Below are 24,647 nucleotides of genomic sequence, written 5' to 3'. Positions count from 1 at the left end.
AAATCAGCACCGCTTCCGGTCTGGGTGGCCGGGGAAGTGCCTCCGGCGCGGCCTCGGAATACATCGGTGCTTAAATGCGAATAATTCGCATTCTCATCATAAGGGGGTAGTGCGCTTTTTGCAAGCGAATTGTGAAGTCCGTTTTCAAAATTCTCTTTTTCAGCCGATTTATCTGCTGACTGCACCAAAAAAGCGTTAAATTACCGCGTTTCGACACGCATTCCCTGTGCCAGCGCGCCGATCCGGTCGGAGGCGCGGAACACCAGCGACAGCACCACCGGCAGCACCGTGACGGTCACCAGGCTGGACAGCAGCAGACCGCACAGGACGACCAAGCCCAGCCCGCGGTACAGCTCCGTCCCGGCGCTGGACGCCATGACCATGGGCACCAGCCCGGCGATGCTGGTCACGGTGGTGATGAGGATCGGGCGCAGGCGGCTCCGCAACGCGTCGGCGATCGCCTCGGGGCCGGACATGCCGTGGCTTTTGCGGTTCTCGGCGGCCTGCTCGACGATCAGGATGGGGTTGTTCACCACCGTGCCGATCAGGACCAGGAAGCCCATCATGGTCAGCACGTCGAAGGCCTGCGGAGCGCCGAGCCCCTCCCACAGTCCCGCCGCGGTGTTGTAGAGCCACAGCCCGACCAGCCCGCCGCCGATGCCGGTCGGCACCACCGCCATGATGATGAGCGGATAGCCCCAATGGGCGAAGACGGCGACCAGCACCAGATAGGTGATGGCGAGCGCCAGCAGGAACCCCCCGGTCATGGCGGAGCGCAGGTCGTCCAGCGACCCGCCGGCGCCGGCGATGCGGGCCGTCATCCCCGGGGGGATGACGCCCTCGGCGCGCAGCGCGTCGACGAGCCCGCGGCGGACCGTCTCGATGCCGGTCTCCAGCGCCACCGACCGCGGCGGAACGATGGTCAGCGTGACCGTCCGCATCCCGTCGACCCGCGCGATGCTGGAGGAGCCGACGGTCTCCCGCAGCTCCGCCAGGCTCGACAGCGGGACCGGCGTGCCACGCCCGGTGTGCAGCACCAGATCGGCGAAGCCCTGGCGGTCGCGGCCAATGCCGTCGGGCACCCGCAGGTAGATGTCGAGCTTCTCGTCGTTCAGCAGGTATTCGTCGGCGAAGGCGCCGTCCGAATAGGCGCGCAACGTGTAGCCGAGCTCGGCCAGGCCGATGCCCATCTCGCCGGCGCGGTCCCAGTCGGGGTGCAGCTCCAGGAAGGGCTGCGACATGGTGAGGGTGGGCGGCGAGGGATCGCTGTTGACCTGCCCGTCGGGGAACAGGTCGCCGGCGCGGTCGAGCACGGCCAGCGCGGTCGAATAGAGCGTGTTCAGATCGCCGCCGCTCAGCTCCAGGCTGATGGCGCGGGCGCCGCCGGTGTTGCCGGAGAAGATCGACCCACGCGCGGCGAAGGCGCGCATGCCGGGTATGGCCCGCGCCCGCTTGGTCAGGGCGGCGATCAGCGCGTCGGTGTCGGCGGGATTCGACGGTTCCGTCACGAAGCGGATGAAGCCGGGCCGGATGAAGCTGAGATTGACCCGGAGCGGCGGAATGCCGGCGTCGCCCGGCTGGTCCGCGGCGGCGCCGACCCGGCCGCTCAGCGGCGGATCGATCTGCCGCCAGACGTCCAGCATGGTCTCCATGTTGTAGCCGGGCGGGGCGGACAGGAAGGTGAACACCGTCGCCTCCTCGCCCTCCGGCAGGTACTCGGCCGGCGGCACCATGTGCAGCAGCACCGTGGCCATCGCCGCCGCCGTCGCGGCGAGGATCGCGCACTCCCGCCAGGCGCTGCCGAGCATCCAGCGCACGGTGGCAATGAGCGTCCCGTACGCTTGCCCGTCGTCCGGCTTGGCCGGCGCGATCGTCCAGCGGTGGGCGACGACCGGGACCAGGACGAGCGCCACCAGCATCGACATCATGACGGCGCCGGTGATGGCGATGGCGATGTCGGAATAGAGCTGGCCCGCCTCGACCCGGATGAACATCACCGGCAGGAACACCAGCACGGTGGTAAGGGTGGAGGACAGGATGGCCGGCCACACCTCGGCGATGCCGTCGGCGGTCGCCATCGCCCGCGACTTGCCGGTGCGCAGATGGCGGGCGATGCTGTCAAGCGCCACCACGCTGTTGTCCACCGTCATGCCGATGGCGAACGCCACGCCGGACAGCGATATGACGTTGATGGTGCGCCCGCAGGCCTCCAGCACCAGCAGCGTCGTCAGCGTGCAGACCGGCATGCTGGCCGCCGCCACCGCCGTGGCCGGGATCGAGCGCAGGAACAGCAGCAGCACGATTCCCGCCAGCAGGCTGCCGACGATCAGGTTGTCCAGCACGTTGTCGATCGACTGCACCATGTAGCGCACGTCCTCCGACAGCAGCCGCATGGCAAGACCGCGGTCCTTCAGGGCGTGGCGGTTCAGCTCGTCCACGGTCGCCGTCATCGCGTCCTTGATGGCGATGACGTTGGCCCCAGGCCGCTTGCCGACGGCGATCAGCAGGGTCGGCCGGCCGTCGGCGAAGGCGACGCTGCGCGCCTCCCGCGTCGCCAGCGTCACCGTGCCGACGTCGCGCAGCCGGACCGCCGTGCCGTTCTCCCGCGCCACGATCAGGCCGGCGAGATCCTCCAGGTCGGAGAAGCGCCCGATGGTCCGCAGGAAATAGCGGCGCTTGCCAAAATCGCGGTCGCCGCCGGACACGTCGCGGTTGCGCGCCCGGATGGCGTCACGCACGGCCCCGACGTTCAGGCTGCGGGCGGCCAGCTTCAGCGGATCGAGGTCGATGTGGATTTCCTGGGCGGCGCCACCGATCACCTCGGCCTTCGCCACGCCGGGCACCCGCTCCAGCCGCGGGCGCAGGACGTTCTCGATCCAGTTCGTCTCGCGTTGAATCGATTCCGCGTCGATGGCGCCATCGAGCCGTTCCACGCCGTAGAACAGGAAGGGCTGCTCCGACGAGGATTCGGCGACGATGCGCGGCCGGTCCACCGTCTCCGGGTAGCTGGTGACCTGCGACAGCGCGTTGTCGATGTGGATCAGCGCCTCGTCGACCGACACGCCGGGCGGGAATTCCAGCTCGACCTGGCCGCCGCCGAAATCGGCGCTGGACGCCATGCGGGCCAAGCCGGGAACGCCGCGCAGGAACTTCTCCTGCTCGATCAGGATCTCCTGCTCGACGTCCTGCGGGGTGGCGCCGGGCCAGTTGGTCTCCACCACGATCCGCCGCGGGCTGATGTCAGGGATCATCTGCACCGGGATGCGGAAGACCGACACCGCGCCCAACAGGCACAGGATCAGGATCGCCGCCAGGGCGGCCAAGGGATTGCGGAGGATCAGGCGTGTCATCGCGCGGCGTCCCCGTCAGCCGACCATGTCCGGTACGACCGGCTGGTCGGGGCGCAGCCCCTCGTTGCCCTGGACGACCACCAGATCGTCGGGGCGCAGGTCGGGGCCGGCGATCTCCACCCGGTTGCCGATGTGCCGGCCGGTGCGCACCGCCACCGGGCGGGCCACCGCCCCGTCGCTGCCGCGCCGGACCACCCAGACCCGCGCGCTGCCGTCGGGCCGGCGCTCCACCGCGTCGGCCGGGGCCTGCAGCGCGACCTCGACGGCCCCCGGCGCCGGACCGAGGGCGAAGGTCACCCGGGCCGACATGCCCGGCATCAGCCGGCCGTCAGGGTTGGCGAGCGCGATGTGGACCCGGAAGTTGCGGCTGACCGGGTCGGCGGCCGGAACCACGCGGTCGACCAGGGCGGCGATGCCGGACGCCTCCCCCGCGTCGGCGGCGAGGACGGTGGCGGGCGTGCCGGCGGCGATGCGGCCGTGATGGCGCTCCGGCACGTCGACCTCGACGCGCAGCGGATCGGTGGCGGTGAGCTGGAGCACCGGCGTGCCGCCGCCGACCCATTGCCCGCGCTCGGTCCGCCGGCCGGTCAGGACGCCGCCGAAGGGCGCCGCCAGCCCGTGCCGTGCCAGCCGTTCGCGCTGGATGGCGACCGCGGCGCGGATCTGCCGGACTTTGGCTTCCTCGATGGCGGCTTGGGCGAGCTGGGTGCGGTACCTGGACCGCGACACGCTCTGCACCCCGGCCAGCGCCTCCGCCTCGCGGGCCAGCCGCTGGGCGTCGCGCTGCACGTGCTCGGCCTCGGCCAGGGAGTGCTCCAGGCGCTCCAGCTCCAGCCGCGCGATGCTGTCATCCAGCCGCAGCAGGACCTGCCCGGCCGCGACGCGGTCGCCGACCTCGGCCAGCAGGGTGTCGACATGGCCCTCCACCTGCGCGGACAGGGCGCTGCTGCGCGGCGCCACCAGGGTGCCGGGCAGCTGCAGCGTCTGCTGGACGGGGGCCGCCACCACCGCGGTCACCTTCACCCGCACCTGGGCGGCAGCGGGCAGGGCGCCGCACAGCGCGGTGGCCAGCAGGATCGTCGGCAGGATGTGCCTCATGGTGCGGATCCCTCCAGCGCCGGATCGTTCATCGACGCCCGGCGCATCGTGCCGGCGGCGGCGGTCACGGCCGCCGCCAGCGCCAGCGCCGCCAGACCGAGCAGCAGGATGCCGCCGGCCGGGCCCAGCAGCGTGGCGAGTAGCCCGATGCCGATCGTGCCGACGCTGTCGCCGAGCACGTCCTGGGCGGTCCACAGGCTATTGATGCGGCCCAGCAGATGATCGGGCGTGTGGCCCTGGACCATGCTGTATTCCAGGAGCGAGGCGATGGACGTCGCGTAGCCGAACAGCACCAGCACCGGCAGCGCCACGGACAGGCTGCCGGCCGCCCCCAGCGCCGCGACGCAGGTGAAGGCGCCCAGGCAGGCCCCGCCCATCACCAGTCCCGGACGCTCCACCCTGGCCGCCCAGCCGCTGAGCGCGGCGCCCAGGGTCGCCCCGACCGGTACGGCGCTGTACATCAGGCCGGTCTCGAACGGCCCGCCGCCGTAGACTTCCAGCGTCAGGGCCGGGAAGAGGACGCGGATGGCGGTGGCGACCGTGGTCAGGCAGCCCAGCGCCACGACGCCCGGGATCACCCGGTGGCCCGCCAGGAAGGCGAAGGCCTGCGCCATGGAGCGGAACGGGTTCTCGCTGGCGCCGGCCTCCGGCACCATGCGCGGCAGGCCGAGCAGGGTCAGCACGGTCAGCACGGTGCCGAGCGCGGTGCCGAGGTAGACCCAGCCCACCCCGACCCCGGCGATCAGCAGGCCGCCCAGCGCCGGCGACAGGATGGTGGCGACGCGCATCGACAGCATGCCGAGGGCGCGCGCCTGCATCAGGTTGGCCCGCCCCACCAGATGCGGCATCGCCGCCATCAGCGCGTTGACGCCGATCGCCCCGAAGAACCCGTCCCAGAACGACAGCCCGTAGACCACCGCCAGCGACGGCGCCGGCAGCAGGCCGTTGGCCGCCAGCCCCAGGAAGCCCAGGCCGCAGGCGCTGCGCGCGAACAGGATCAGGCGGCGGCGGTCCTGCCGGTCCGCCAGCACGCCGCCCAGCGCCAGGCCGAGGAACATGCCGAGGCCGTCGAACGCGACCGCCAGCCCGACGTGCAGGCTGGACCCGGTCAACTCGTAGACCTGCACCGGCACCGCCACCGACAGCAGGCCGAGCGCCAGCAGCGAAATCGTCCGGGCGGTCAGCACGCGGCGGAAGTCCGGGTTGGTCTTCAGCAGGCTGACGTCGACGAAGAGTCTTGAAAGCGTCATGGCGGGCCTTCGCAACGCCGTCGGCACCCGGTGGCGGGGCGGGGACGGCCTGGAGAGGGAGGGCGCCCGCCCCCGGCGGAGCCGGAGGCGGGCGGTTGCCGATCAGAACCGGTAGTTGGCGGAGACGTAGTAGTTGCGCCCCACCTCCACCGTCTGGAAGCCGGTGTTCTTCTCGGACAGGACCACGTTGGTGATGTTGCGCACGCCGGCGCCGACGCGGAACGAGTCGGTGACGTCAGCGCTGAGGCCCCAGTTCAGCAGCGTGTAGCCCGGCATCTTGGCCGTGCCCTCGAACTGCGGGCCGGTGTAGCTGGCCGACACCGTGGTGCTCAGGGTGTCCAGGGCCAGCCACGTCAGGGCGGCGTTGAGCTTGTGGCGCGGACGGTTCTCCAGCTCGGCCCCGGTGGAGTTCTCGGTGTAGAGGAAGGCGTAGTTGCCCGTCGCCAGCACCCTGGAGGTGAGATTGACGGAGCCCGTCATCTCGACGCCGGAAATGTCGACCCTGTTGATGTTGCGCCAGTTGCGCGAGACCGCCACCGGATCGTAGACCGGCTGGATCATGTCCTTGACCTTGTTCTTGAACAGAACGAGGCTGGCGTCCCAGCCCTTGTTGCGCGTCTCGAGACCGACTTCGTAGTTGATGCTGGTCTCGGGCTGCAGGTTGGGATTGCCCGACAGGAAGCAGCGGCCGCCGCAGCTGATGACCCGGTACTCGGGGCTCAGCTGATACGCGTCGGGCGCCTTGTAGCCCTGGCTGACGCCGGCCTTCAGCGACAGCGTTTCGGTCAGCGCGTAGACGACGTTGGCGCGGCTGGTGATCTCGCCGCCGAAGATCTCGTGATGGTCGTAGCGGCTGCCAAGCGTCAGCGTGAGCTGATCGGTCAGGCCGATCTGATCCTGGAGATAGGCGGCACTCTGCGCGATCTCGGAGCGGCCCGTCCGCAGGAAGGTGTTGGGGTCCTTGACGGTCTGCTTGCGGTGTTCGGCACCCGCGGTGAGGCGGTTGAAGCCGAGCTGGAAGTTGGTGCGGCCGTGCAGGAGGACATTTTCTTCCGACAGGTGCCGCTGCATCGGGGCGTTGTAGGAGGTGTTGAAGTCGTCGATGCTGCCGTTCTCGTAGTTGGCCTCCAGCAGCGTGTCGCCCCAGCCCCATTTGCCGCGGTGGGCGACGCCCACCGTGTGGCGGAGCACCTCCTGCTCGCTGTAGGATTTGAAGCGGTCGTACACGTTGTAGGGCCGGAAGTCGTGGTTCAGGCCGTAATTCACTTCGACGGCCTGGTTCTCCGTGACGTCCCAGTTCACTGTGGACTGGAGATTCTTCAGGTTCTTCTTTTCCAGCACCGGCACGGTGCCGTTGTTCTTGGAGTCATGGTACCAGGGCTGGCGGTTGAAGTATTCCGCGGCGACGGAGGCCGTGATCGAATCGACGATCGGGCCGGCGGCGTAGATGCTGGTGCGGTACTGGTTGCCGCCCCGCCCGGTCGGGACGACGCGGTAGTCGCCACCGATCTCGCCGACCCAGCGGTCGGTCGGCTTCTTGGTGATGATGTTGACCACGCCGCCGATGGCGTCGGAGCCGTAGAGGGCCGACATCGGGCCGCGCACGACCTCCACCCGCTCGATCGCGGACAGCGGGATCGAGTGGTAGTCGAAGTCGCCGCCGCGCCACAGCGCGTCGGAGGTGGACACCCGGCGGCCGTTCACCAGCACCAGCGTGTAGTTGGCGCCCATGCCGCGGACCACCACCTCGTCGCGGCCGATGGCGTCGGTGCTGTCGTTGACGCCGACCGTGCGGCCCAGGATCTCCGGCAGGCCGCTGCTGGCCACGCCTTCCCTCTGCAACTCCTCGGAGGTGATGACGGTGGTGAAGGCCGGAGCCGTCAGCGTGCGTTCGGCCGTGCCGGTGGCGGTGACCGTCACCGGCCCCAGGATGACCTCCTGGGCTTGCGCCTGATTGGCGGCCGACTGCGCTGTCTCCTGCACCGTCCCCTGGGCCAGCGCCGGACTCCCCCCTGCCACGGCTGCCGCCACCAGGGCCGCGCCCACCGCAGCCGTCATCGCCACCGATACGGACGCACCCTTCCGTGCTGCCGTCCCGTCCTGTGCACAAGCCCCCGCCGTGCGATTGGTCATGTCGGAATTCCCCTGATCTCGATCCGTCGATTGAGTTCAAAAATGCGAATGAGACTCATTTGCATTTTCATTCGCAGAGGGAATATCATATGAATGACCACGCCGCAACGGATATGACTCCAAGATTCCTGTATCTTGGAAAGCGATTAAATCGCTGACTATGCAGAGCTTTTCATGGTGCGGCTTCGCGGAAGGCCGCGGGCGCCACATCGCGCGGGGCGGTGCCACCCCGCGCCCGGACCTGGTCGGGACATGGCCGCCCCCGGCGGCTGCCCTCGGCATCGTACGGACGGCGCGTGCAAGCGTCGTCCGTATCAATCGGCGGCGTTCGCCGCGGGATGGCTCTCCATGCCGCCTTCCTGGACCGACCAGACGCTGTCCCGCGGCCCGGTGCGGGCACGTCGTTCCGCGAGGCGGGCCATTCCGGCCAGCGCCAGCGCGCCGGCCAGCGCCACCAGATCGACGCCGGCCAGCCGGCCCGGCACCCACGGCACCGGGCCGGGCGCCAGCCAGCTGAGCAGCGAGGTCGCTGGGATGGCGGCGGTCGCCGCCGCGGACGCCCACAGCAACTCCACCCCCGCCCTGGCCGCGCCGCGCCGGAAGGCCCAGGCGCACGCCCCCAGGAAGGTCGCGTAATAGATTCCCCAGTGCCAAGCGTGGAGATCGCTCACCACCCCGTTCAGCCATTTCCCGGCGGCGATGGTCAGGGACAGGCCGCCGACGCAGCCCAGGCAGACGCCGACGGTCGCGGCGGCGAGCAGGCTGGTGGAGCGGCTCTGCGCCACCGGCCCGCCGGCCCGCCGTTCGGTGCGCCGGCGGGACTCGATCCAGAGCAGGTTGCCGGAATAGAACAGCAGCGCGCCGGCCAGTCCGAGGCCGAAGTAGGACCAGCGCACGATGCTCCCGCCGAAGCTTCCGAAATGCAGCGCGAAGAAGCTGGAGACGACGGCCGACCAGACTCCCTGATGACCCGGCATGTATTCGGTGCTGATGATCCGGCCGTCCACCGCCCCCATCAGCACGAACCCCTCGCGCCGCACCAGATAGCGCGGGTCGTGGCCCCAGACGCGCACGGTGGCGGCGCGGGTACCGGCGTCATGGTATTCCAGGCCGACCGGATGGAATCCGGGGGAGAGATCGCGCGTGCGCTTCAGAAGGTCCGGCGGCGGCAGCATGGCCGCCGGCCGCATGTCCTTCGCCGCGGCGCGGAACGGGCTGCTGGCGGCGATCGCCGTCCGCATCTGTCCTTTGTAGACGACCTGGTTCAGCGTGTCGTAGATCTGGTCGTGCAGCCCGAACACCACCGCCGACAGGGCGATGACGATGTGGAAGGGCAGGCTGACGAGTCCCAGGATGTTGTGGGCGTCCAGCCACAGGCGCTTCAGATTGGCGGTCACGCGCAGGGCCAGGAAGTCCCTGACCAGCGAGGGCAGCAGGATGATCACGCCGGACACCAGCGCCACCAGATAGAGCGCGCTGGCCACCCCCGTCACCAGGGTGCCGATGTCCAGGTCGCCGGGGATGCCGGCCGTGCGGTGCAGGAAATCCACCAGCAGGCCGATGCCGGACGGGTCGAGCTTCTTCACCGCCACGGATCCGTCAGGCTCCAGGGTCGCCGACCAGGGGGCTGGATCGAAGCGACCCTCCGTCCAGGTCAGGCGCAGCGGCGCGGCACCGGTCAGCACCGGCTCCATCGCCAGGGTGAAGTCCCGCACCTTCGGGCGCAGGGCCCGCGTGGTGGCGATCAGCTCGCCGGCCCGCTCGAACGCCACCGGTGCCACCTCGGCGGACGGCGTGATCCAGCGTTCCAGCGGTTCCTTGAACATCGTCAGGGCACCAGCATAGAAGCAGACGAACAGGATCAGCCCCGTCAGGATGCCGGTCCAGGTGTGCACCTGGCGGTAGAGACGGACGACGTCGGTGCGTATGGCCATGGCGTGGATCACGGTGTTGGGGGCGGGGCGGAAGACGCCCGGCGGCGACCGGCGAGCGGCCCGTTCAGTGAGGCAGCCGGCCCCGGCTGGCCAGCAGCGCCGCAAAGGCGATGAGGTTGGCGCCGCCCAGCCACAGCCAGGCGCGGAGCCCGCTGCGGAACAGGAAGCAGAAGCTGACCACACCGAGCCAGATCGGGGCGACGATCCACATGGTGAACTGGTATTTGTTGATCGCCGCCGGTCCGCCCGGACCGAGCCAGGTGATCAGCCCCGACAGGGCGATCGCCAGCGTGAATCCCAGCAGCACGCCGGCGAGGCTCTTGCTCCACCAGTCCGGGCGGACTGGAGGTTGCGGCGGGGAGTCGGGACGGACGTCCGCCATGGCTCAGCTTCCCTGCCGCGAACGGGCTATGGCACGGGCGGCGCCGGCGAAGGGCAGGGCGGTGACCAGCATCATCGTCACGGTCAGGCTGGTGAAGGCGGCCGTGACCGGATGCAGCACCGTCGACCACAGCAGCCACCCCGCCAGCAAGGCGAGCGTTCCCGCGGTGCGGCCGGGACGGGCGAGGAGGGCGCGGGCCAGCCACCGCTGGTGTGGTGCCGTCAGATAGAGACAGATCGCGCCAGCCACCGTCGCGGCCAGAGCCAAGCTGTGAACGAGGGTTTCCACCATCTTGGCGTTTCCGTTCGCTTCCGGCACATCAAAATCGGATATTCGGTCAGAAGATTAGCCATGCCAACGCGATATTGCAAGTGAGAATCATTCGCATAAAATTATGAGATGGCCCCCTCTCGGAGCGATCGTTCATGATCGCAGAGCGTTTCAAGAGGAGAGGTGCGGAGCGCGGATCAAGAGGGACGGGCTGTTGGCGTTCGCGGCGGAGGCGATCGCTGAAGCGGCGACCCGGCCGACGACGCGCTTTGTGCCGGTGACGAGCGCCGCGCAATCGGACACGCAGGCGCTCCACCGGGCGCGGGAGCGGCTGGCGGCCGGGCGCACGGCACTGATCAACCATGTTCGCACCCTGCTGCTGGAGCGCGGGCACGTCATCCCGCAAGGGCACGGTTCGGCTCGATCGTCACGCAGAGTCCTGATGGTGACCTACGTGAAGCCAGTGACGCGCGCTTGGCCGCGGCGCTCACCGGATGCTCACCTCAAGGTATTCCAGCCGGCTTTTTCGTGTACGCGCACAGGTTCGGACCGTTGCAGCCGCGGCTGGCCAGTGGACCAGGCATGGCCGTCCCCATGGGCGGCATGTGCAAGCCGGGCGGAACGATGCCGGAGGTGGGGTCTGTCGGGAGCCGAGGGAACATCGATGTGCCGGGCCTCGGCGTGGCGATGCATGGGGTGGAGCCGGCGGCAAAGGTGTAGACCTCGGCACACTTCGACTTGGCGATGGGGTTGACGAGTTCGCCCGCCGACGCGGCGACGGCGAGGGGAACCATGATCGACAGGCTTGCGAGCAATAGCGGGAGGCGCATGGCGGAAGTCCTTGTCTGGCGGCGCCTTGGCTTCATGCTGGCGCCGGAAAGGCCCCAGTCTTGAGCCGAACTCGGCCGAACGCTGTGAGCTGGCCCACAAACCGGCGCCTCGGATCCCGGAAGGCCCCGCCTGAAGGCTTCGTCGGTCACACCCCCCAGCGCAGCGCCGCCGTGTGAACCGGCGCGTCCCACAGCGCCCGCGTCTCCGCGTCGAGCATCGACAGCGTGACCGAGCACCCGGCCATCTCCAGCGACGTGACGTGGTTCCCGACCAGCGAACGGGCGATGGTCACGCCGCTGCCGGTCAGGCGGCGGCGGACGGCGTCGTACATCAGGTACAGCTCCATCAGCGGCGTGCCGCCGAAGCCGTTGACCAGCAGCAGCGCGTCGCCCGACGCCTGGTCGGCGAGGTCGCCCAGCACCGCGTCCACCATCTCCGCCGCGATGGCGTCGGCGCTCATCAGCGGCACGCGGCGGCGGCCCGGCTCGCCGTGGATGCCCACACCCATCTCCATCTCGCCCTCGCCCAGCGTGAAGGTCGGCTTGCCGGCGGCGGGCACCGTGCAGCTGGTCAGCGCCACCCCCATGGAGCGGGTGCGGCCGTTGACCCGCTCGCCCAGATCCCGCAGGGCGGCGAGGTCGCGGCCCTCCTCGGCGGCGGCGCCGACGACCTTCTCGACGATCAGCGTCCCGGCCACGCCGCGCCGGCCGGTGGAGTAGCTCGACGTCTCCACCGCCACGTCGTCGTTGGTGAGAACGGTGGCGACCGGCCGGTCCAGCATCTCCCGCGCCATGTCGAAGTTCATCACGTCGCCTTCGTAGTTCTTGACGATGAAGAGGACGCCGGCGCCGCTCTCCACCGCCTCGGCGGCGGCGATCATCTGGTCGGGGGTGGGCGAGGTGAAGACCTGCCCCGGACACGCGGCGTCGAGCATGCCGCGCCCGACGAAGCCGGCGTGCAGCGGCTCGTGCCCCGAACCGCCGCCGGAAATCAGCGCCACCTTGCCCGGAGTTGCGGCGGCGCGGCGCACGAAGCGGCCCTCCGGGTCGGCGGCGACGATGTCGGCGTGGGCGGCGGCGAAGCCGGCGAGGCTCTCGCTGAGCACGGTGTCGACGCTGTTGATCAGCTTCTTCATGGTCGTTGTCTCCTCCCCGGTGTTGCTAGATGTCGTGCAGCAGGTGGGCGATCTTCGCGGCGAACTCGGTGACGATGGCGTCCAGGCGGCGGTTGCGCTCCTCGTCGCCGAGGTCGGGCACCTCGACGCTGATCCGGCGGGCGCGGTGGTGCTCGTGCGGCAGCCGCAGCCGGCGCGGATGGGCGCGTCGGTAGGCGGCGAGGAACGCCTCGCGCTCGGCCGGCGCGAAGTGGCAGATGTCGAAGATCAGCTCGATGTGCTGCGCCGGCACCGGCGTCGGGTTCGTCGGGTTGGTCAGCTGCGACACGAAGCTGCGATTCTTGCCCATCGCCTCGGCCAGCCGCTGCCGCGTGCCCGACGGCCGCAGCGCCAGCACCTGCTGGAGGACGCGCTTGTAGGCGACCAGCGGTGGATCGTCGACGTTGCCGGCGGGGGAGGGCGGGGCGGTCACGGCGCGGCCTTCCATCGACCGACCGCCGCCTTGATCGCGGCGACGGCGGGCGGCGCCATCGACAGCGTGCGCAGGCCGGCGCCCAGCAGCATCGGCAGGTGCCCCGGCTCGCCGCCGAGGTCACCGCACAGGCTGACCTCGCGGCCGGTCGCCGCACCGTGCGCGGCGACGCGGGCGATCAGCTCGACCACGGCCGGCGACGGCTCGGCGAGGTCGGCGAGGTCGGGTTCGTCGCGGCTGGCGGCCATGGTGTACTGGATCAGGTCGTTGCTGCCGATGGACAGGAAATCGGCGTCGAAGGCGGCGACGGCCAGAGCCGCCGCCGGCACCTCCACCATCATGCCGAGCGGCGGCCGGGCGGCCGGCACGCCCGCCGCCGCCAGGGCCGCCAGCGCCTCGTCGAGCAGGGTGCGGCAGCGCCGCAGCTCCTCGGGCAGGGAGACCATCGGCACCATGACCTTGAGGTTGCCCGAGGTGGCGGCGCGGGCCAAGGCCCGCAGCTGCACCAGGAACACGTCGGGCCGGCGCAGCGACAGCCGCACGCCGCGCACGCCGAGGAACGGGTTGCTCTCGCCCGGCCGGGTCAGGCCGGGGACCGGCTTGTCGCCGCCGGCGTCCAGCGTGCGGATGGTCACCGGCCGGCCGCCGGCCCAGTCGAGGATGCGGCGGTAGACGGCGAGCTGCTCCTCCTCGTCGGGCAGGCGGTCGCGACCGTGGAACAGGAACTCGGTGCGCACCAGCCCGACGCCGTCCACGTGCGCGGGGTCGAGCGTCGCCAGATCGTCCGGCCCGGCGATGTTGACCATCACCCGCACCCGCTCGCCATCCGCCGTGACGGCCGGCTTGGCGAGGAAACCCGCCTCGAACGCCCGGCGCTCCGCCCGTTCGGCGCGTTGGTCGGCGAAGGCGGCGGATGTGGCCGCGTCCGGCCGCAGCACCAGCGTGCCGGCGTCGCCGTCGAGCAGGGCAGGGGTGCCGTCGAGCAGGCCCCCCACGTCGGCGCCCACCACCATCGGGACGCCGCGCGCCCGCGCCAGGATCGCCACGTGGCTGGTGGCGCTGCCTCGGCCGAGCGCCAAGCCGCCGCCCGACCAGGGCACGGCCAGGAAACGCGACGGCGGCAGGTCGCGCGCGACCAGGATGGCGTCGCCGGGCAGGGCGCGGTCGTCCACGCCGGCCAACCGCCGCAGCACCCGGTCGCGCAGATCCTCCAGGTCCGCTGCCCGCGCCCGGAAATAGGCGTCCTCGGCCGCCGCGTAGTCGGCGACCTGGGCGTCGAGCGCAGCACGGAACGCCACGTCGGCGGGCGTGCCTTCGGCGATGGCGGCGAACGCCGCCTCGGTCAGCGCGTCGTCCTCCAGCAGGGCCATCTGGAAGGCCAGCACGCCCGCCGCCTCGTCGTCGCCGGCCCCGGCGACGAGCGCCGCCAGATCCCCGGCCGCCGCCGCCATGGCGGCGCGCAGGGCCGCGTCCTCCTGGAGCGGCGCCCCGGCGACCCGCGCCGATGTGGCGCCGTCGTCGAGAATCAGCAATGGCCCGGACGCCAGACCGGGGGCCGCCGCCCGTCCCTGCCGGCGCTCCTCAATCGCCATCGCCGAAGTCCCGCTCGACCAGCCCGACCAGCGCCGACACGGCGGCGGCGGCGTCGTCACCCTCGGCGCGGAAGTGCAGCACGGTGTCCTTCGGCGCCTTGGCCGCCATCACCTTGACGATGCTCTTGGCGTCGATCCACGGGCCGTCCGCCGACAGGCCGAGATCGATCCGGCTGCGGAAGCTCTTGGCCAGCTTGGTCAGCTTCACCGAGGGGCGGGCGTGCAGCCCGACCTCGTGGCGCATCAGGACCGACCCGTGGCTGTGGCCGTTCATCGTACCGTCCCCTCTCACGCCGGCCTCAATTCTTCGGCGGTGCGGCGCACCTCCTCCAGCGTCGAGCCGGCCGACGCCTCGGTCCCGGCCATCACCGCGCCCTCGACGATGGGGGCGTTGCACAGCAGCACCCGGCCGGCGCGCTCCTCCGGCAGCATCTCGATGGCCATCTCGCTGTTGGTCTCGGCGCCGCCGAGGTCGACCAGGATGGCAACCCCACGCTCCGACCACGCGCGGTCGATGGCGTCCAGGATGGCCGGCACGCTGGTGCCCAGGCCGCCGTCCGGGTTGCCGCCGCACCACGCCAGCGGCACGTCGTCGCCGACCATCTGGCGGACCATGTCGGCCGTGCCGCGCGCCACGTCGGGCGAATGCGAGACGATGACGATGCCCACGTTCTTACTCACGCCTGTTCCTCCAACCATGCCACCACCGCGTCCACCATCAGCGCGGACGACCGCGCTCCCGGGTCCATGTGCCCGATGCTGCGCTCGCCCAGGAAGGACGCGCGCCCGCGCACCGCGCGCATCGGCACCGTCGCCTCCGCCGCCGCGTGCGCCACCATGGCGAGCCGCGCCGGCAGGCCAGCACCGCCCGCCTTCAGGTCGTCGAGCACCGGGACCAGCACGTCAAGCATCGTCTTCTGCCCGGCCTCCGACTTGCCGCGCGCCTTCACCGCGTCCACCGCCGCCGCCAGCGCCGCACCCGCCTCGGCGGCGGTCGGTTCCGCCGGCAGCGTCTTGCCCAGCGTCAGGAACAGCGTACCGTAGAGCGGCCCCGAGGCGCCGCCGACGCGCATCACCAGCGTCTTGCCGATCCCGGTGAGCATCGCCGGCAGCGGCTGCTCGGCCAGCGTCGCGGATTCGGCGAGCACGGTCTCGAAGCCGCGCTTCATGTTGAGCCCGTGGTCGCCGTCGCCGATCGCCTGGTCGAGGTCGGTCAGTTCGTCGGCGTGCGCGAGCACCGTTTCGGCGATCGCGCGGATCAACCGGGCGCGCGCCGCGGCGTCGGTGTTCATGACTGTGCCCTCCGCAAGGGGATGACGGTCGCCGGCTCGCCCACCGGCGGGGCGGCCTCGATGCGGTCGCCCGCCGCGTCGAAGCACAGCGGCGCCACCAGTTCAACCGCAATCGTGTCGCCGGCGCGCAGCGGCGCATGCGGATCGGCCAGCACCACCAGCGCATGCCCGCCGGTCTCCAGGTGCAGGTAGCTCTGGTCGCCCAGGTGCTCGACCCGGCGCACCAGCGCCGGCCGGGCGGCCGGGCCCAGCGAGCCGTCGGGGGGGCCGAGGCGAAGGTGCTCGGTTCGGGCGCCGATGGTGCGGGTGCCGGGCGGCGCCCCGGGGGCGGGCAGCAGCCCGGCCGGGAACAGGTTGATCGCCGGCGTGCCGAGCCGGGCGGCGACGTGCACCGAGCACGGCCGCTCGTACACCTCGCGCGGGGTGCCGATCTGCAGGAGCCGCCCGCGGTCGAGCACGCCGATGCGGGTGGCCAGCGTCATCGCCTCGATCTGGTCGTGGGTGACGTAGAGGATGGTGGTCCCCAGCTCGTCCTTGATGCGCTTCAGCTCCAGCCGCAGCCCGGCGCGCAGCTTGGCGTCGAGCGCCGACAGCGGCTCGTCCATCAGGTACACCGCCGGGCGGCGAACCAGGGCGCGGCCGATCGCCACGCGCTGCATCTCGCCGCCCGACAGGCGGGTTGCCCGGTTGCCCAGCTTGTGCCCGATCCGCAGCAGCGCCGCGATCTCCTCGACGCGGGCGCGGACCGCCGGCTCCGGCTGGCGGTGCAGCGGCGAGCGCAGCGGGAAGGCCAGGTTGTCGAACACCGAGAGGTGCGGGTACAGCGAGAACTGCTGGAAGACGAAGGCGACGTCGCGCCCGGCCGGCGGCACCCCGGCCATCGGATGGCCGCCGATCGACACCGTCCCGGCGTCCGGCCGCTCCAGCCCGGCGACGAGGCGCAGCGTCGTGGTCTTGCCGGCGCCGGTCGGCCCCAGCAGCACCACCAGCTCGCCGTCGCCGACGGTCAGGTTCAGGTCGTCCACCGCCACGGTCGGGCCGTAGCGCCGCGACACCCCGTTCAGCGCCACCTCAGCCATGCCGCACCTGATCGTACAGCTCGCTGCGCAGGGCGCGACCGGACCCGGCGTCGAACACCGCGAGGCCGGCGGCGCGGAAGCTCAGGCCCACCGTCTCCCCGGTGCGCACCGGCCGATTGGCGGGGATGCGCGCCTTGAGGGCGCCGGCGGCGGTGGTGACGGTGACGATCTGGGTGGTGCCCATGTACTCCGCCCCGACCACCGCGCCGCGCAGGTCCGCCGCGTCGTCGAAACGCACGTGCTCCGGCCGCACGCCGAGCGCCAGCAGGCCCTCGGCGCGGTCCTCGTGCAGCTCCGGCACCGGCACCGCCGCGGCGTCGATGACCACCCGGCGGTCGCCGCTGCGCACCGCACCGCGGAAGGACAGGAAGTTCATCGGCGGCGAGCCGAGGAAATCGGCCACGTACATGGTCGCCGGCCGGTCGTAGATCTCCTGTGGGGGGCCGTGCTGCTCGATGACGCCGTGGTTCATCACGGCGATGCGGTCCGCCATGGACATCGCCTCCAGCTGGTCGTGGGTGACGTAGACGGTGGTGGCGCCCAGCCGGTCGTGCAGGTCGCGCAGCTCGCCGCACATCAGGTGACGGAACTCGCTGTCCAGCGCCCCCAGCGGCTCGTCCATCAGGAACGCCTTGGGCTGGCGCACGATGGCGCGGCCGAGCGCCACCCGCTGGCGGTCGCCGCCGGACAGGCCGGACACCGGCCGGTCGAGCAGGTCGCCGATGCGCAGCAGGCGCGCGGTCTCCTCGACCCGGCGGCGGATCTCGGCGCGCGGCACGCCCTGGCAGCGCAGCGGGAAGGCGATGTTGCCGCGCACGTCCATGTGCGGGTAGAGCGCGTACATCTGGAAGACGAAGGCGATGTCGCGCTCCGCCGCGCGCCGCATGGTCACGTCCTCGCCGTCCAGCAGGATGCGGCCGGAGGTCGGCAGCTCCAGCCCGGCGATCATGCGCAGCGTCGTCGTCTTGCCGCAGCCGGACGGCCCCAGCATGACGAAGAAGGTGCCGTCCGCGATGGTCAGCGTCGAGCCCTGAACGGCGACGAAGCCGGCGAACTCCTTGCGCACGTTCTCGATCCGGATCTCGGCCATGGCGGGTCTACTCCGGGAAATGGCTGACGACGAGGAAGGCGGCGGTGCCGGCCAGGATCACCGCGAACGACCAGCCGTAGAGCTCCAGCGAGAACGGCTGCATCAGCATGACCGCCCCCACCCCGATCAGCGCGGTCGCCGCGTTCTCCCATGGCCGGCGGCGCAGGATGCGCGGCCATTTGCCGGGCGCGCTCATCGCCGCACCGCGCCGAAGGTGATGCCGCGCAGCAGGTGCTTGCGCAGGATCACGGTGAACACCACGATGGGCACCAGGAACAGTGTGGTCCCGGCGGCGACCGCCGGCCAGTCCTGCCCGCCCTCGCCGATGATGAAGGGAATGAAGGGCGGCAGCGTCTGCGCCTCGCCCGAGGTCAGCAGCACCGCGAAGGCGTACTCGTTCCAGGCGAAGATCAGGCAGAAGATGGCGGTGGCGGCGATACCGGTGGCGGCCTGCGGCAGCACCACCTTGCGGAAGGCGGCGAGGCGCGAGTAGCCGTCGATCAGCGCCGCCTCCTCGTACTCGCGCGGGATCTCGTCGATGAAGCCCTTCAGCAGCCACACCGCCAGCGACACGTTGACCGCCGTGTAGAGCAGGATCATGCCGAGGTGCGTGTCGGTCAGGCCGAGCGCGCGGTACATCAGGAAGATCGGGATCGCCACGGCGATCGGCGGCATCATCCGGGTGGACAGGATGAAGAACAGCAGGTCGTCCTTGAGCGGCACCTTGAAGCGCGAGAAGCCGTAGGCCGCCAGCGTGCCGAGGAACACCGCCAGGAAGGTCGATCCGAAGCCGATCACCAGCGAGTTGACGAAGCGCTCGCCGAACTTCGACGGCCCGGCCACCACCATGTTGCGCGAGCGGACCAGCCGGTCCACCCAGCCGTCGGCCGGCGGCAGCGCGGCGATGTACTCCGGCGCCTGGCGCGAGCGGGTGGTGAACAGGTTGACGTAGCCCTCCAGCGACGGCTCAGCGACGATCTTCGGTGGGTAGGCGATGGCGTCGGACGGCGTCTTGAAGCCGGTCTGGACGATCCACAGGATCGGCACCAGGGTGACCAGCGCGTAGGCGATTACCGCCGCCCCGGCGATGCGCCGGCCCCAGGCCTGCGCCTTCGAGGTGATGGGAGTGGCTCCGCTCATCGCTGCTTCACCCCGTTGAGGACCTTGACGTAGATGTTGGCCAGCCCGAACACGGTGACGAACAGGATCACCGCGAAGGCCGAGGAATAGCCGGTCCGCCACTTCTCGAACGCCTCGCGCTTGAGGGTGATCGAGGCGACCTCGGTGGTCGATCCCGGCCCGCCGGAGGTCAGCAAATTGACCATGTCGAACATCTTGAAGTTCTCGATGCCGCGGAACAGCACCGCCAGCATCAGGAACGGCAGCACCATCGGCAGGGTGATCGACCAGAACCGCCGCCATGGCCCGGCGCGGTCGACCTCCGCCGCCTCGTAGAGGTCGTCGGGGATGGAACGCAGCCCGGCCAGACAGATCAGCATGACGTACGGCGTCCACATCCAGGTATCGACCAGGACGATCGCCCACGGCGCCAGCGCGACGTCGCCGATCATCTGGAACGAGCTGGGGTCGCGGCCCGCGAGGACGGCGACGATGGTGTTGAAGAGGCCGGTCTGCGGCTGGAACAGGAAGGTCCAGAAATTGCCGACCACGGCCGGCGACAGCATCATCGGCAACAGGATCACCGTGGTCCAGAAGCCGTGCCCGCGGAACTGCCGGTTGATCAGCAGCGCCAGCCCGAAGCCCAGCAGCACCTGCAGCGCGATCGACCAGACGACGAAGTGCGCCGTCGTCTGCATGGCGTGCCAGACGTCGGGGTCGGAGAGGATGCTGGTGTAGTTCTCCAGCCCGACCCAGCGCAGCGGCGCGTTCGGCCGGTTGGCGCGGTAGTTGGTGAACGACAGCCGGATCGTCCAGATCAGCGGGAAGACGTTGATGGCCAACAGGAGAACGATGGTCGGCGTGATGAACAGCCAGGCGACCGCGCGGTCGGACAGGCCGCGCACTCGCGCCGCGAAGGCCGGCGGCGTGGCCGCACCGGCGCGGCGCGCCAGCGCGTGGAGGCTTGAGGTGTGAGTCATGGGAGGGCCGCTTCTGCGATGATCCGGAAAGGATGCCCCCGGCCCGGACAGGCCGGGGGCGCGGTCCGCCTCAGATCTTGCCGTCGTCCTTGAACACCTTGGTCCAGTCGCGGATCAGCAGGTCGAGCGCCTGCTGCGCCGTGCCCTGGTTGGCGATGACGTAGTCGTGCATGCGCTTTTGCATGTCGAGCAGCAGCGTGGCGTACGACGGTTCCGCCCAGAAGTCCTTCACCATGCCCATGGAGGTCAGGAAATCGGCGGCGAACGGCGCGCTCTTCGGGAAGTTCGGATCGTTCAGCACCGCCTTGTGACAGGAATAGCCGCCGAGCGACCACCACTTCTTCTGCACGTCCGGTTGGGCAAACCATTTGATGTATTGGAGTGCGTCGTCGCGCCGCTCGGAATAGGCGACCACCGAGATGCCCTGGCCGCCGAGCTGGGTGCCGCGCTCCTTCTGCATCGGGTTGACGAAGAAGCCGATCTTGTCGCCGCCGACGTTCGGGTCCTTGTGGAGGCCGGGGAAGAAGGCGAAGAAGTTCATCTGCATCGCCACCTGCCCCGACTTGAAGGCGTCCAGCCCCTCCTGCATGTAGGCGTTGGTCATGCCCGGCGCGGTGCAGCACTCGTAGAGCTGCTTGTAGAACTCCAGCCCCTTGACGGCGTCGGCGGAGTTGACGAAGCCCTGCATGCTGTACGGCTTGTTCGGGTCCTCGTACTTGAATCCGAAGGCGTACAGCGCGTTGGTGACGCCCATGGTGATGCCTTCCGAGCCGCGCTCGGTGTAGATGTAGGCGCCGTACACCTTGCGGCCGTCGATCTCGCGGCCCTGGAAGAAGGAGGCCACCTCCTTCAGCTCGTCCCAGGTCTTCGGCGGGACCAGTTCGCGGCCGGCCTTCTGCTGGAACGCCGCCTTGATGTCGGGGCGGGAGAACCAATCCTTGCGGTAGGTCCAGCCGATGGCGTCGCCCATCGCCGGCAGCGCCCAATAGTTCGGCGTTTTCTTCGGCCACTCGGAATAGCCGGTGACCGTCGCCGGCATGAAGTCATCCATGGTGATGCCTTCACGCTTGAAGAAGTCGTTGAGCTTGACGTAGTGGCCGTTCTCCGCCGCGCCGCCGATCCACTGGCTGTCGCCGATGATCAGGTCGCACAGCTTGCCCTTGGAGTTGAGCTCGTTGAGGAAGCGGTCGGCGTAGCTGGTCCACGGCACGAACTCGAACTTCATGCCGATGCCCGACTTGGCGGTGAAGTCCTTCGAGAGTTCGACCAGGGCGTTCGCCGGGTCCCACGCGGCCCAGCACAGTGTCAACTGCTTTGTCTGCGCCATGGCCGGTTGAGCCGCCGTCGCGACGAGCCCGAGCGCCGCGGCGGCGCACATCAAGGTCACCGGAGTCCGCATGCTTCCCTCCCAAGGAACGCCCGCCACCCGCCGGGAGAGGCCATCCCCACCCGCTGCCGGATGCCGGAGATGTTTAGTGATTTGCTTAGCGAAGACGATTTCACTAAACACACCGGCTGTCAAGTCGGTATTGCGGATTATTGCGTAAGCCAACGGTTGCGGGCGTGGAATGAACCGGCTGCTTGGCCGAGGCATTGCCGGCCCCGTTTGCAGCCGGTTTGCATGTATACGAAATGATGTGTAGCGGACGGAGCGTGGGAGTAATCAAGACCGTAAATCGGCCGCCACTCCTTTTTGATGGATGCGTTGATCGGGCTGCGTGATCACGGCAGCGGCTCCGGCGGTCGCCCTTGTGGCTCCGCTCAGAGTTTCCAGCAGAGCCTTCCCATGTATCCTTATTATCAAATGAATAACCATACGAAAATAATGGGTCAAAGCCAAAGCATATCGTCATTTACGAAAGATGCACGGCTTGTCTTGGCAATGAAATGAGTTGTTAATTATATTTTTAGAAACTCGATATAGCCGGGAGTGGTTGCCGGCATACATCGGAGTGGCGTGTGCTCGAAAATCGTGACATGGTTGAAAGCACTGATACGCATCTCCGGTTGTCTATTCCAATGGAACTGACTACCGAAGCATCGACGATGCTCTTCGGGGGAAAAGCCGACGGGATCGAGGCCGTGCAGCACAAGATTGCCACGGCTTTGCAAGGGCAGGGTGTGTCGGGGCGGACGGCCGGCGATCTGGCGGACCGCTGGGTGAAGGGCTTCGTCGAGGGTGTCGGCGTGTCCGAAACGCCCGAAGAATCGATGGCACGCGCCGCCCGCCTCGTGAACGCCACGGCCGCCCGGACCGCGGAGGCGGCCGAGGCCGTCCCGCTGACCGCCGAGCAGCGTCTGATGACCGCTTTGGCCCAGGGGCAGGATGTCTCCAGCCCGACGGCCGACCCGGCGGAAACGGCGCCATTGAGCCGGGCACTGTTCGACGGCGTCATGGATCAGCTGTCCCGGCCTGCCGGCAGTGCGGATCCGATCGCGGCCTTGTCGCAAGCGTTGAACAACGTGCCTCCGGAGCGATCGCCCCCCGATCCGGCCATACTGTCGCCGGCGGAAAGGCTGGCCCAGGCGCTTGCCTCCGGCGGAGCCGTGCCGGAGGCCGTCAAGGCGCTGGGACCGAACGCGTCCGCTGATTTCATGAGCGATGTCGAGCGTGTCCTGTCCTCGGGAACCGATGTCGAATCGTCCATCGCCACAGCCGCCGCCCGGACGGCGCAGGCCGAATCGCAAGCCCGCACGGCTCTGGTGGAGACGTCGGACGGCGACCGGCTGCTGACGGCCCTGGCGAACGGCCAGGCCGGCGCCGTGCAGGCGGCAGGCGGGGGTAGCGGCAGCGCCTTTCTCGGCACGCTCAACGACGCTCTTGCCCGTGGAGCGATGCCGGACACCGCGCTCGGCGCCTCGGCCAAGGCGCAGGCGGACATGGCGGCGCTGATGAACGGAGCGGCGGCGGCACCGCAGCCGGGCGATGCCGTGACGGCGGCGTTGGCCTCCGGCCGCAACGTCGCCGAGACGGTCACGTCCTTCGCCGGGGCCGCCGGCGTGAATCCGGCGGTGGCCGACGATTTCGGCCGGGCGCTGGCGGCGGCCCTGTCGTCGGGCAGCGACGCCACCCGCGCGCTGGGCGCGGCGCATCAGAACGCCGTCGCGGCCGCGTCCGTTCTGTCCAGCGCGACGCAGGGCGTGAAAGGCGACGCGCTCATGGCCGCGCTCGCCAGTGGGGAGAACGTCTCGTCGGCGGTCCAGGCGCTTGGCGGCGCGGGGGCGTTCAGCGCGGCCCTGGGACAGGCCCTGGCCGGCGGTCAATCCCTTGGGCAGGCGGTGGCGGCGGCCCGGCGGGTGGCGGACACGGCGCAGCATAACGCCCAGCAGACCGCGGTCCCGGTGTCGGCCGAAAACAGGGCGCTGGCCGATCTCGCCGCACCCAAGGCCCATGACGGCCCGGCGTCGGACGCCCCGGAGCAGGTCGCCGACGCCAAGGACGGCAAGGACGCGCCGAAGGACACCACCAAGGAAGGCGACGCCCCGAAGGACGCCAAGGAGGACGCCGCGAAGCCGGCGGCGGACGGCCAAGCGACGGGCGAAGGCGCCGTGAAGGCGCAGGAGGACGCCCCCAAGGACAAGGGAACCGCCGAGAAGACCGACGGCGGCGACAAGCCGGCGCCGGATGCCCCGACCGCCGCGAAAGCGGACGCCGCCAAGATGGTGGATCTGGCCGCCTTCACCGCCACCGACGGCAAGAGCGGCGCTCTGGCGACCGGCGGCGTGCCGGCCTCTCCGACATCGGTGCCGGCCGGCGGCACCACGGCGCCGTCGGCCAAGCCGGCTTCGGTCACAGACCCGTTGTCCCTGCCGCCGACCAACGTCGTGCAGACCGTCACCAAGGTCGTCACGGCCACGCCGGGCGAGGTGCATCCCCCCGCGCCCGTCGCCGTGCCGGATTTTGACACCGCAGCCTTCGCGAAGGCCCTGGCCGTCGCCGAGGGAACGGCGGCGCCGGCCGGCTTCACCGTGTTCCATCTGATCGAGGCGATGTTCCGGCCGGGCACGGCCGGCGGCACGGTGATCGGCTTGGCCGTGATGGCGAACCCCGGATCGCCGGTGGGCATCTGGCAGTACAGCGTGGACGGTTCCGACTGGCAGGCGATCGATCAAGTCGGCGACAGCGCCGCCCTGGTGCTGCCGGGCCGCGCGCTGTTGCGCTTCCTGCCCACCGACCACATGTCCGGCACGGCCCCCGCGCTCGGCCTGCGCGCCCTGAACGAGAGCTGGAGCGGCGGTTTCAGCGGCGCCGGCAAGACGCTGTTCGCGCTGGCGGAGGTCGGCGGCACGTCGCCCGTGTCGGCGGAGGCCGTGACCCTGTCGCTGCTGGTGACGCCGGTGAACGACGCCCCCGTCGCCACCGGAACCGCGGCGATGCTGGCCGCCATCGTCGAGGATACGGCCAGTCCGGCGGGGGCCTCCGTGTCGTCGCTGTTCGGGGCGCTGTTCTCGGACGCCGCCGACGCGGTCGGCGAGGGCTCCATGGCCAACCAGTTGGCCGGCGTCGCCATCGTCGGCAACGCGGCCACCGCCGTGCAAGGGGTCTGGCAATACTGGGACGGCTCGGCCTGGAGCGCCATCGGCACGGTGTCGGAGGGATCGGCCCTGCTGGTTGGCGCCGGCGCGCTGCTGCGCTTCGTGCCGGCCGCCGACTGGAACGG

The 24,647-nt window shown here is 70.3% G+C and carries 19 protein-coding genes and 2 pseudogenes; 2 read left to right on the top strand and 19 right to left on the bottom strand.

Features of this window, described 5'->3' with window-relative positions:
* Nucleotides 1-200 precede the first annotated feature (200 nt).
* From TSO221_RS27695 to TSO221_RS27665, 7 genes are all read right to left on the bottom strand, one after another.
* Nucleotides 201-3,350: an efflux RND transporter permease subunit gene (locus TSO221_RS27695; RefSeq protein WP_109121743.1), complete on the bottom strand. Its 3,150-nt coding sequence runs from the start codon at nt 3,348-3,350 to the stop codon at nt 201-203.
* Between the two features lie 15 nt (nt 3,351-3,365).
* Complete coding sequence (locus tag TSO221_RS27690) at nt 3,366-4,448, bottom strand: efflux RND transporter periplasmic adaptor subunit (protein WP_109121742.1); 1,083 nt, start codon at nt 4,446-4,448, stop codon at nt 3,366-3,368.
* Nucleotides 4,445-5,698, bottom strand: coding sequence for an enterobactin transporter EntS (entS, locus tag TSO221_RS27685; protein ID WP_109121741.1), 1,254 nt, complete (start codon nt 5,696-5,698; stop codon nt 4,445-4,447). Before entS ends, TSO221_RS27690 begins: the two co-directional genes overlap by 4 nt.
* 102 nt (nt 5,699-5,800) lie before the next feature.
* A complete protein-coding gene (locus TSO221_RS27680) occupies nt 5,801-7,756 on the bottom strand; it encodes a TonB-dependent receptor (RefSeq protein ID WP_109121740.1) in 1,956 nt (651 codons plus the stop codon).
* A gap of 389 nt (nt 7,757-8,145) precedes the next feature.
* Nucleotides 8,146-9,765 carry a PepSY-associated TM helix domain-containing protein gene (locus TSO221_RS27675; protein ID WP_109121739.1) on the bottom strand — a complete coding sequence of 540 codons (1,620 nt, stop codon included), beginning with the start codon at nt 9,763-9,765 and terminating at the stop codon, nt 8,146-8,148.
* 64 nt (nt 9,766-9,829) lie between these two features.
* The gene (locus tag TSO221_RS27670) at nt 9,830-10,147 is read right to left on the bottom strand and encodes a hypothetical protein (RefSeq protein ID WP_109121738.1); all 318 of its coding nucleotides are present in this window, start codon (nt 10,145-10,147) and stop codon (nt 9,830-9,832) included.
* 3 nt (nt 10,148-10,150) lie between these two features.
* The gene (locus TSO221_RS27665; protein WP_109121737.1) at nt 10,151-10,438 is read right to left on the bottom strand and encodes a hypothetical protein; all 288 of its coding nucleotides are present in this window, start codon (nt 10,436-10,438) and stop codon (nt 10,151-10,153) included.
* Between the two features lie 205 nt (nt 10,439-10,643).
* Between TSO221_RS27665 and TSO221_RS36615 the strand changes: the two are divergent.
* Nucleotides 10,644-10,826, top strand: a pseudogene (locus TSO221_RS36615) (IS110 family transposase); the annotation flags it as partial.
* Nucleotides 10,827-11,393: 567 nt separating this feature from the next.
* Here the strand turns inward: TSO221_RS36615 and dhaK are convergent.
* From dhaK to TSO221_RS27600, 12 genes are all read right to left on the bottom strand, one after another.
* Nucleotides 11,394-12,383 carry a dihydroxyacetone kinase subunit DhaK gene (dhaK, locus tag TSO221_RS27655; RefSeq protein ID WP_109121736.1) on the bottom strand — a complete coding sequence of 330 codons (990 nt, stop codon included), beginning with the start codon at nt 12,381-12,383 and terminating at the stop codon, nt 11,394-11,396.
* Between the two features lie 25 nt (nt 12,384-12,408).
* Complete coding sequence (locus TSO221_RS27650; protein ID WP_199229658.1) at nt 12,409-12,834, bottom strand: hypothetical protein; 426 nt, start codon at nt 12,832-12,834, stop codon at nt 12,409-12,411.
* Nucleotides 12,831-14,426, bottom strand: a complete 1,596-nt coding sequence (gene ptsP / locus TSO221_RS27645; RefSeq protein ID WP_109121734.1) for a phosphoenolpyruvate--protein phosphotransferase — start codon at nt 14,424-14,426, stop codon at nt 12,831-12,833. The genes TSO221_RS27650 and ptsP overlap by 4 nt, the downstream gene beginning before the upstream one ends.
* On the bottom strand, nt 14,416-14,700 hold the full coding sequence (locus TSO221_RS27640; RefSeq protein WP_109121733.1) for an HPr family phosphocarrier protein: 285 nt from the start codon (nt 14,698-14,700) through the stop codon (nt 14,416-14,418). The genes ptsP and TSO221_RS27640 overlap by 11 nt, the downstream gene beginning before the upstream one ends.
* Before the next feature lie 14 nt (nt 14,701-14,714).
* Nucleotides 14,715-15,107, bottom strand: a complete 393-nt coding sequence (gene dhaM / locus TSO221_RS27635; RefSeq protein WP_199229657.1) for a dihydroxyacetone kinase phosphoryl donor subunit DhaM — start codon at nt 15,105-15,107, stop codon at nt 14,715-14,717.
* Nucleotides 15,104-15,718, bottom strand: coding sequence for a dihydroxyacetone kinase subunit DhaL (dhaL, locus tag TSO221_RS27630; protein WP_109121731.1), 615 nt, complete (start codon nt 15,716-15,718; stop codon nt 15,104-15,106). The genes dhaM and dhaL overlap by 4 nt, the downstream gene beginning before the upstream one ends.
* A complete protein-coding gene (locus TSO221_RS27625) occupies nt 15,715-16,797 on the bottom strand; it encodes an ABC transporter ATP-binding protein (protein WP_109121730.1) in 1,083 nt (360 codons plus the stop codon). Before TSO221_RS27625 ends, dhaL begins: the two co-directional genes overlap by 4 nt.
* Entirely contained in the window at nt 16,790-17,887 is a 1,098-nt protein-coding gene (locus tag TSO221_RS27620) for an ABC transporter ATP-binding protein (protein WP_109121729.1), read from the bottom strand. Before TSO221_RS27620 ends, TSO221_RS27625 begins: the two co-directional genes overlap by 8 nt.
* A gap of 7 nt (nt 17,888-17,894) precedes the next feature.
* Nucleotides 17,895-18,083 carry a hypothetical protein gene (locus tag TSO221_RS27615; RefSeq protein ID WP_109121728.1) on the bottom strand — a complete coding sequence of 63 codons (189 nt, stop codon included), beginning with the start codon at nt 18,081-18,083 and terminating at the stop codon, nt 17,895-17,897.
* Nucleotides 18,080-19,027: a carbohydrate ABC transporter permease gene (locus tag TSO221_RS27610; protein ID WP_109121727.1), complete on the bottom strand. Its 948-nt coding sequence runs from the start codon at nt 19,025-19,027 to the stop codon at nt 18,080-18,082. The genes TSO221_RS27615 and TSO221_RS27610 overlap by 4 nt, the downstream gene beginning before the upstream one ends.
* Nucleotides 19,024-19,986, bottom strand: a complete 963-nt coding sequence (locus TSO221_RS27605; RefSeq protein WP_109121726.1) for a sugar ABC transporter permease — start codon at nt 19,984-19,986, stop codon at nt 19,024-19,026. The genes TSO221_RS27610 and TSO221_RS27605 overlap by 4 nt, the downstream gene beginning before the upstream one ends.
* 70 nt (nt 19,987-20,056) lie before the next feature.
* Nucleotides 20,057-21,385 (bottom strand): ABC transporter substrate-binding protein, encoded by a 1,329-nt coding sequence (locus tag TSO221_RS27600; protein WP_109121725.1) that lies wholly within the window; start codon nt 21,383-21,385, stop codon nt 20,057-20,059.
* A gap of 683 nt (nt 21,386-22,068) precedes the next feature.
* Between TSO221_RS27600 and TSO221_RS27595 the strand changes: the two are divergent.
* A pseudogene (locus TSO221_RS27595) lies at nt 22,069-24,647 on the top strand (hypothetical protein); the annotation flags it as partial.

It is taken from the genome of Azospirillum sp. TSO22-1 (genome assembly GCF_003116015.1).
GTDB lineage: Bacteria > Pseudomonadota > Alphaproteobacteria > Azospirillales > Azospirillaceae > Azospirillum.
This window is presented reverse-complemented; position numbering and strand designations above follow the sequence as displayed.

What these genes read in the sequence shown, in the direction of transcription:
- TSO221_RS27665 (WP_109121737.1), bottom strand. Translation starts at nt 10,438, where the DNA reads ATGGTGGAAACCCTCGTTCACAGCTTGGCTCTGGCCGCGACGGTGGCT.
- TSO221_RS27695 (WP_109121743.1), bottom strand. Translation starts at nt 3,350, where the DNA reads ATGACACGCCTGATCCTCCGCAATCCCTTGGCCGCCCTGGCGGCGATC.
- TSO221_RS27600 (WP_109121725.1), bottom strand. Translation starts at nt 21,385, where the DNA reads ATGCGGACTCCGGTGACCTTGATGTGCGCCGCCGCGGCGCTCGGGCTC.
- TSO221_RS27675 (WP_109121739.1), bottom strand. Translation starts at nt 9,765, where the DNA reads ATGGCCATACGCACCGACGTCGTCCGTCTCTACCGCCAGGTGCACACC.
- TSO221_RS27690 (WP_109121742.1), bottom strand. Translation starts at nt 4,448, where the DNA reads ATGAGGCACATCCTGCCGACGATCCTGCTGGCCACCGCGCTGTGCGGC.
- TSO221_RS27625 (WP_109121730.1), bottom strand. Translation starts at nt 16,797, where the DNA reads ATGGCTGAGGTGGCGCTGAACGGGGTGTCGCGGCGCTACGGCCCGACC.
- TSO221_RS27670 (WP_109121738.1), bottom strand. Translation starts at nt 10,147, where the DNA reads ATGGCGGACGTCCGTCCCGACTCCCCGCCGCAACCTCCAGTCCGCCCG.
- ptsP (WP_109121734.1), bottom strand. Translation starts at nt 14,426, where the DNA reads ATGGCGATTGAGGAGCGCCGGCAGGGACGGGCGGCGGCCCCCGGTCTG.
- TSO221_RS27605 (WP_109121726.1), bottom strand. Translation starts at nt 19,986, where the DNA reads ATGACTCACACCTCAAGCCTCCACGCGCTGGCGCGCCGCGCCGGTGCG.
- entS (WP_109121741.1), bottom strand. Translation starts at nt 5,698, where the DNA reads ATGACGCTTTCAAGACTCTTCGTCGACGTCAGCCTGCTGAAGACCAAC.
- dhaK (WP_109121736.1), bottom strand. Translation starts at nt 12,383, where the DNA reads ATGAAGAAGCTGATCAACAGCGTCGACACCGTGCTCAGCGAGAGCCTC.
- TSO221_RS27680 (WP_109121740.1), bottom strand. Translation starts at nt 7,756, where the DNA reads ATGACGGCTGCGGTGGGCGCGGCCCTGGTGGCGGCAGCCGTGGCAGGG.
- dhaL (WP_109121731.1), bottom strand. Translation starts at nt 15,718, where the DNA reads ATGAACACCGACGCCGCGGCGCGCGCCCGGTTGATCCGCGCGATCGCC.
- TSO221_RS27620 (WP_109121729.1), bottom strand. Translation starts at nt 17,887, where the DNA reads ATGGCCGAGATCCGGATCGAGAACGTGCGCAAGGAGTTCGCCGGCTTC.
- TSO221_RS27615 (WP_109121728.1), bottom strand. Translation starts at nt 18,083, where the DNA reads ATGAGCGCGCCCGGCAAATGGCCGCGCATCCTGCGCCGCCGGCCATGG.
- TSO221_RS27610 (WP_109121727.1), bottom strand. Translation starts at nt 19,027, where the DNA reads ATGAGCGGAGCCACTCCCATCACCTCGAAGGCGCAGGCCTGGGGCCGG.
- TSO221_RS27640 (WP_109121733.1), bottom strand. Translation starts at nt 14,700, where the DNA reads ATGAACGGCCACAGCCACGGGTCGGTCCTGATGCGCCACGAGGTCGGG.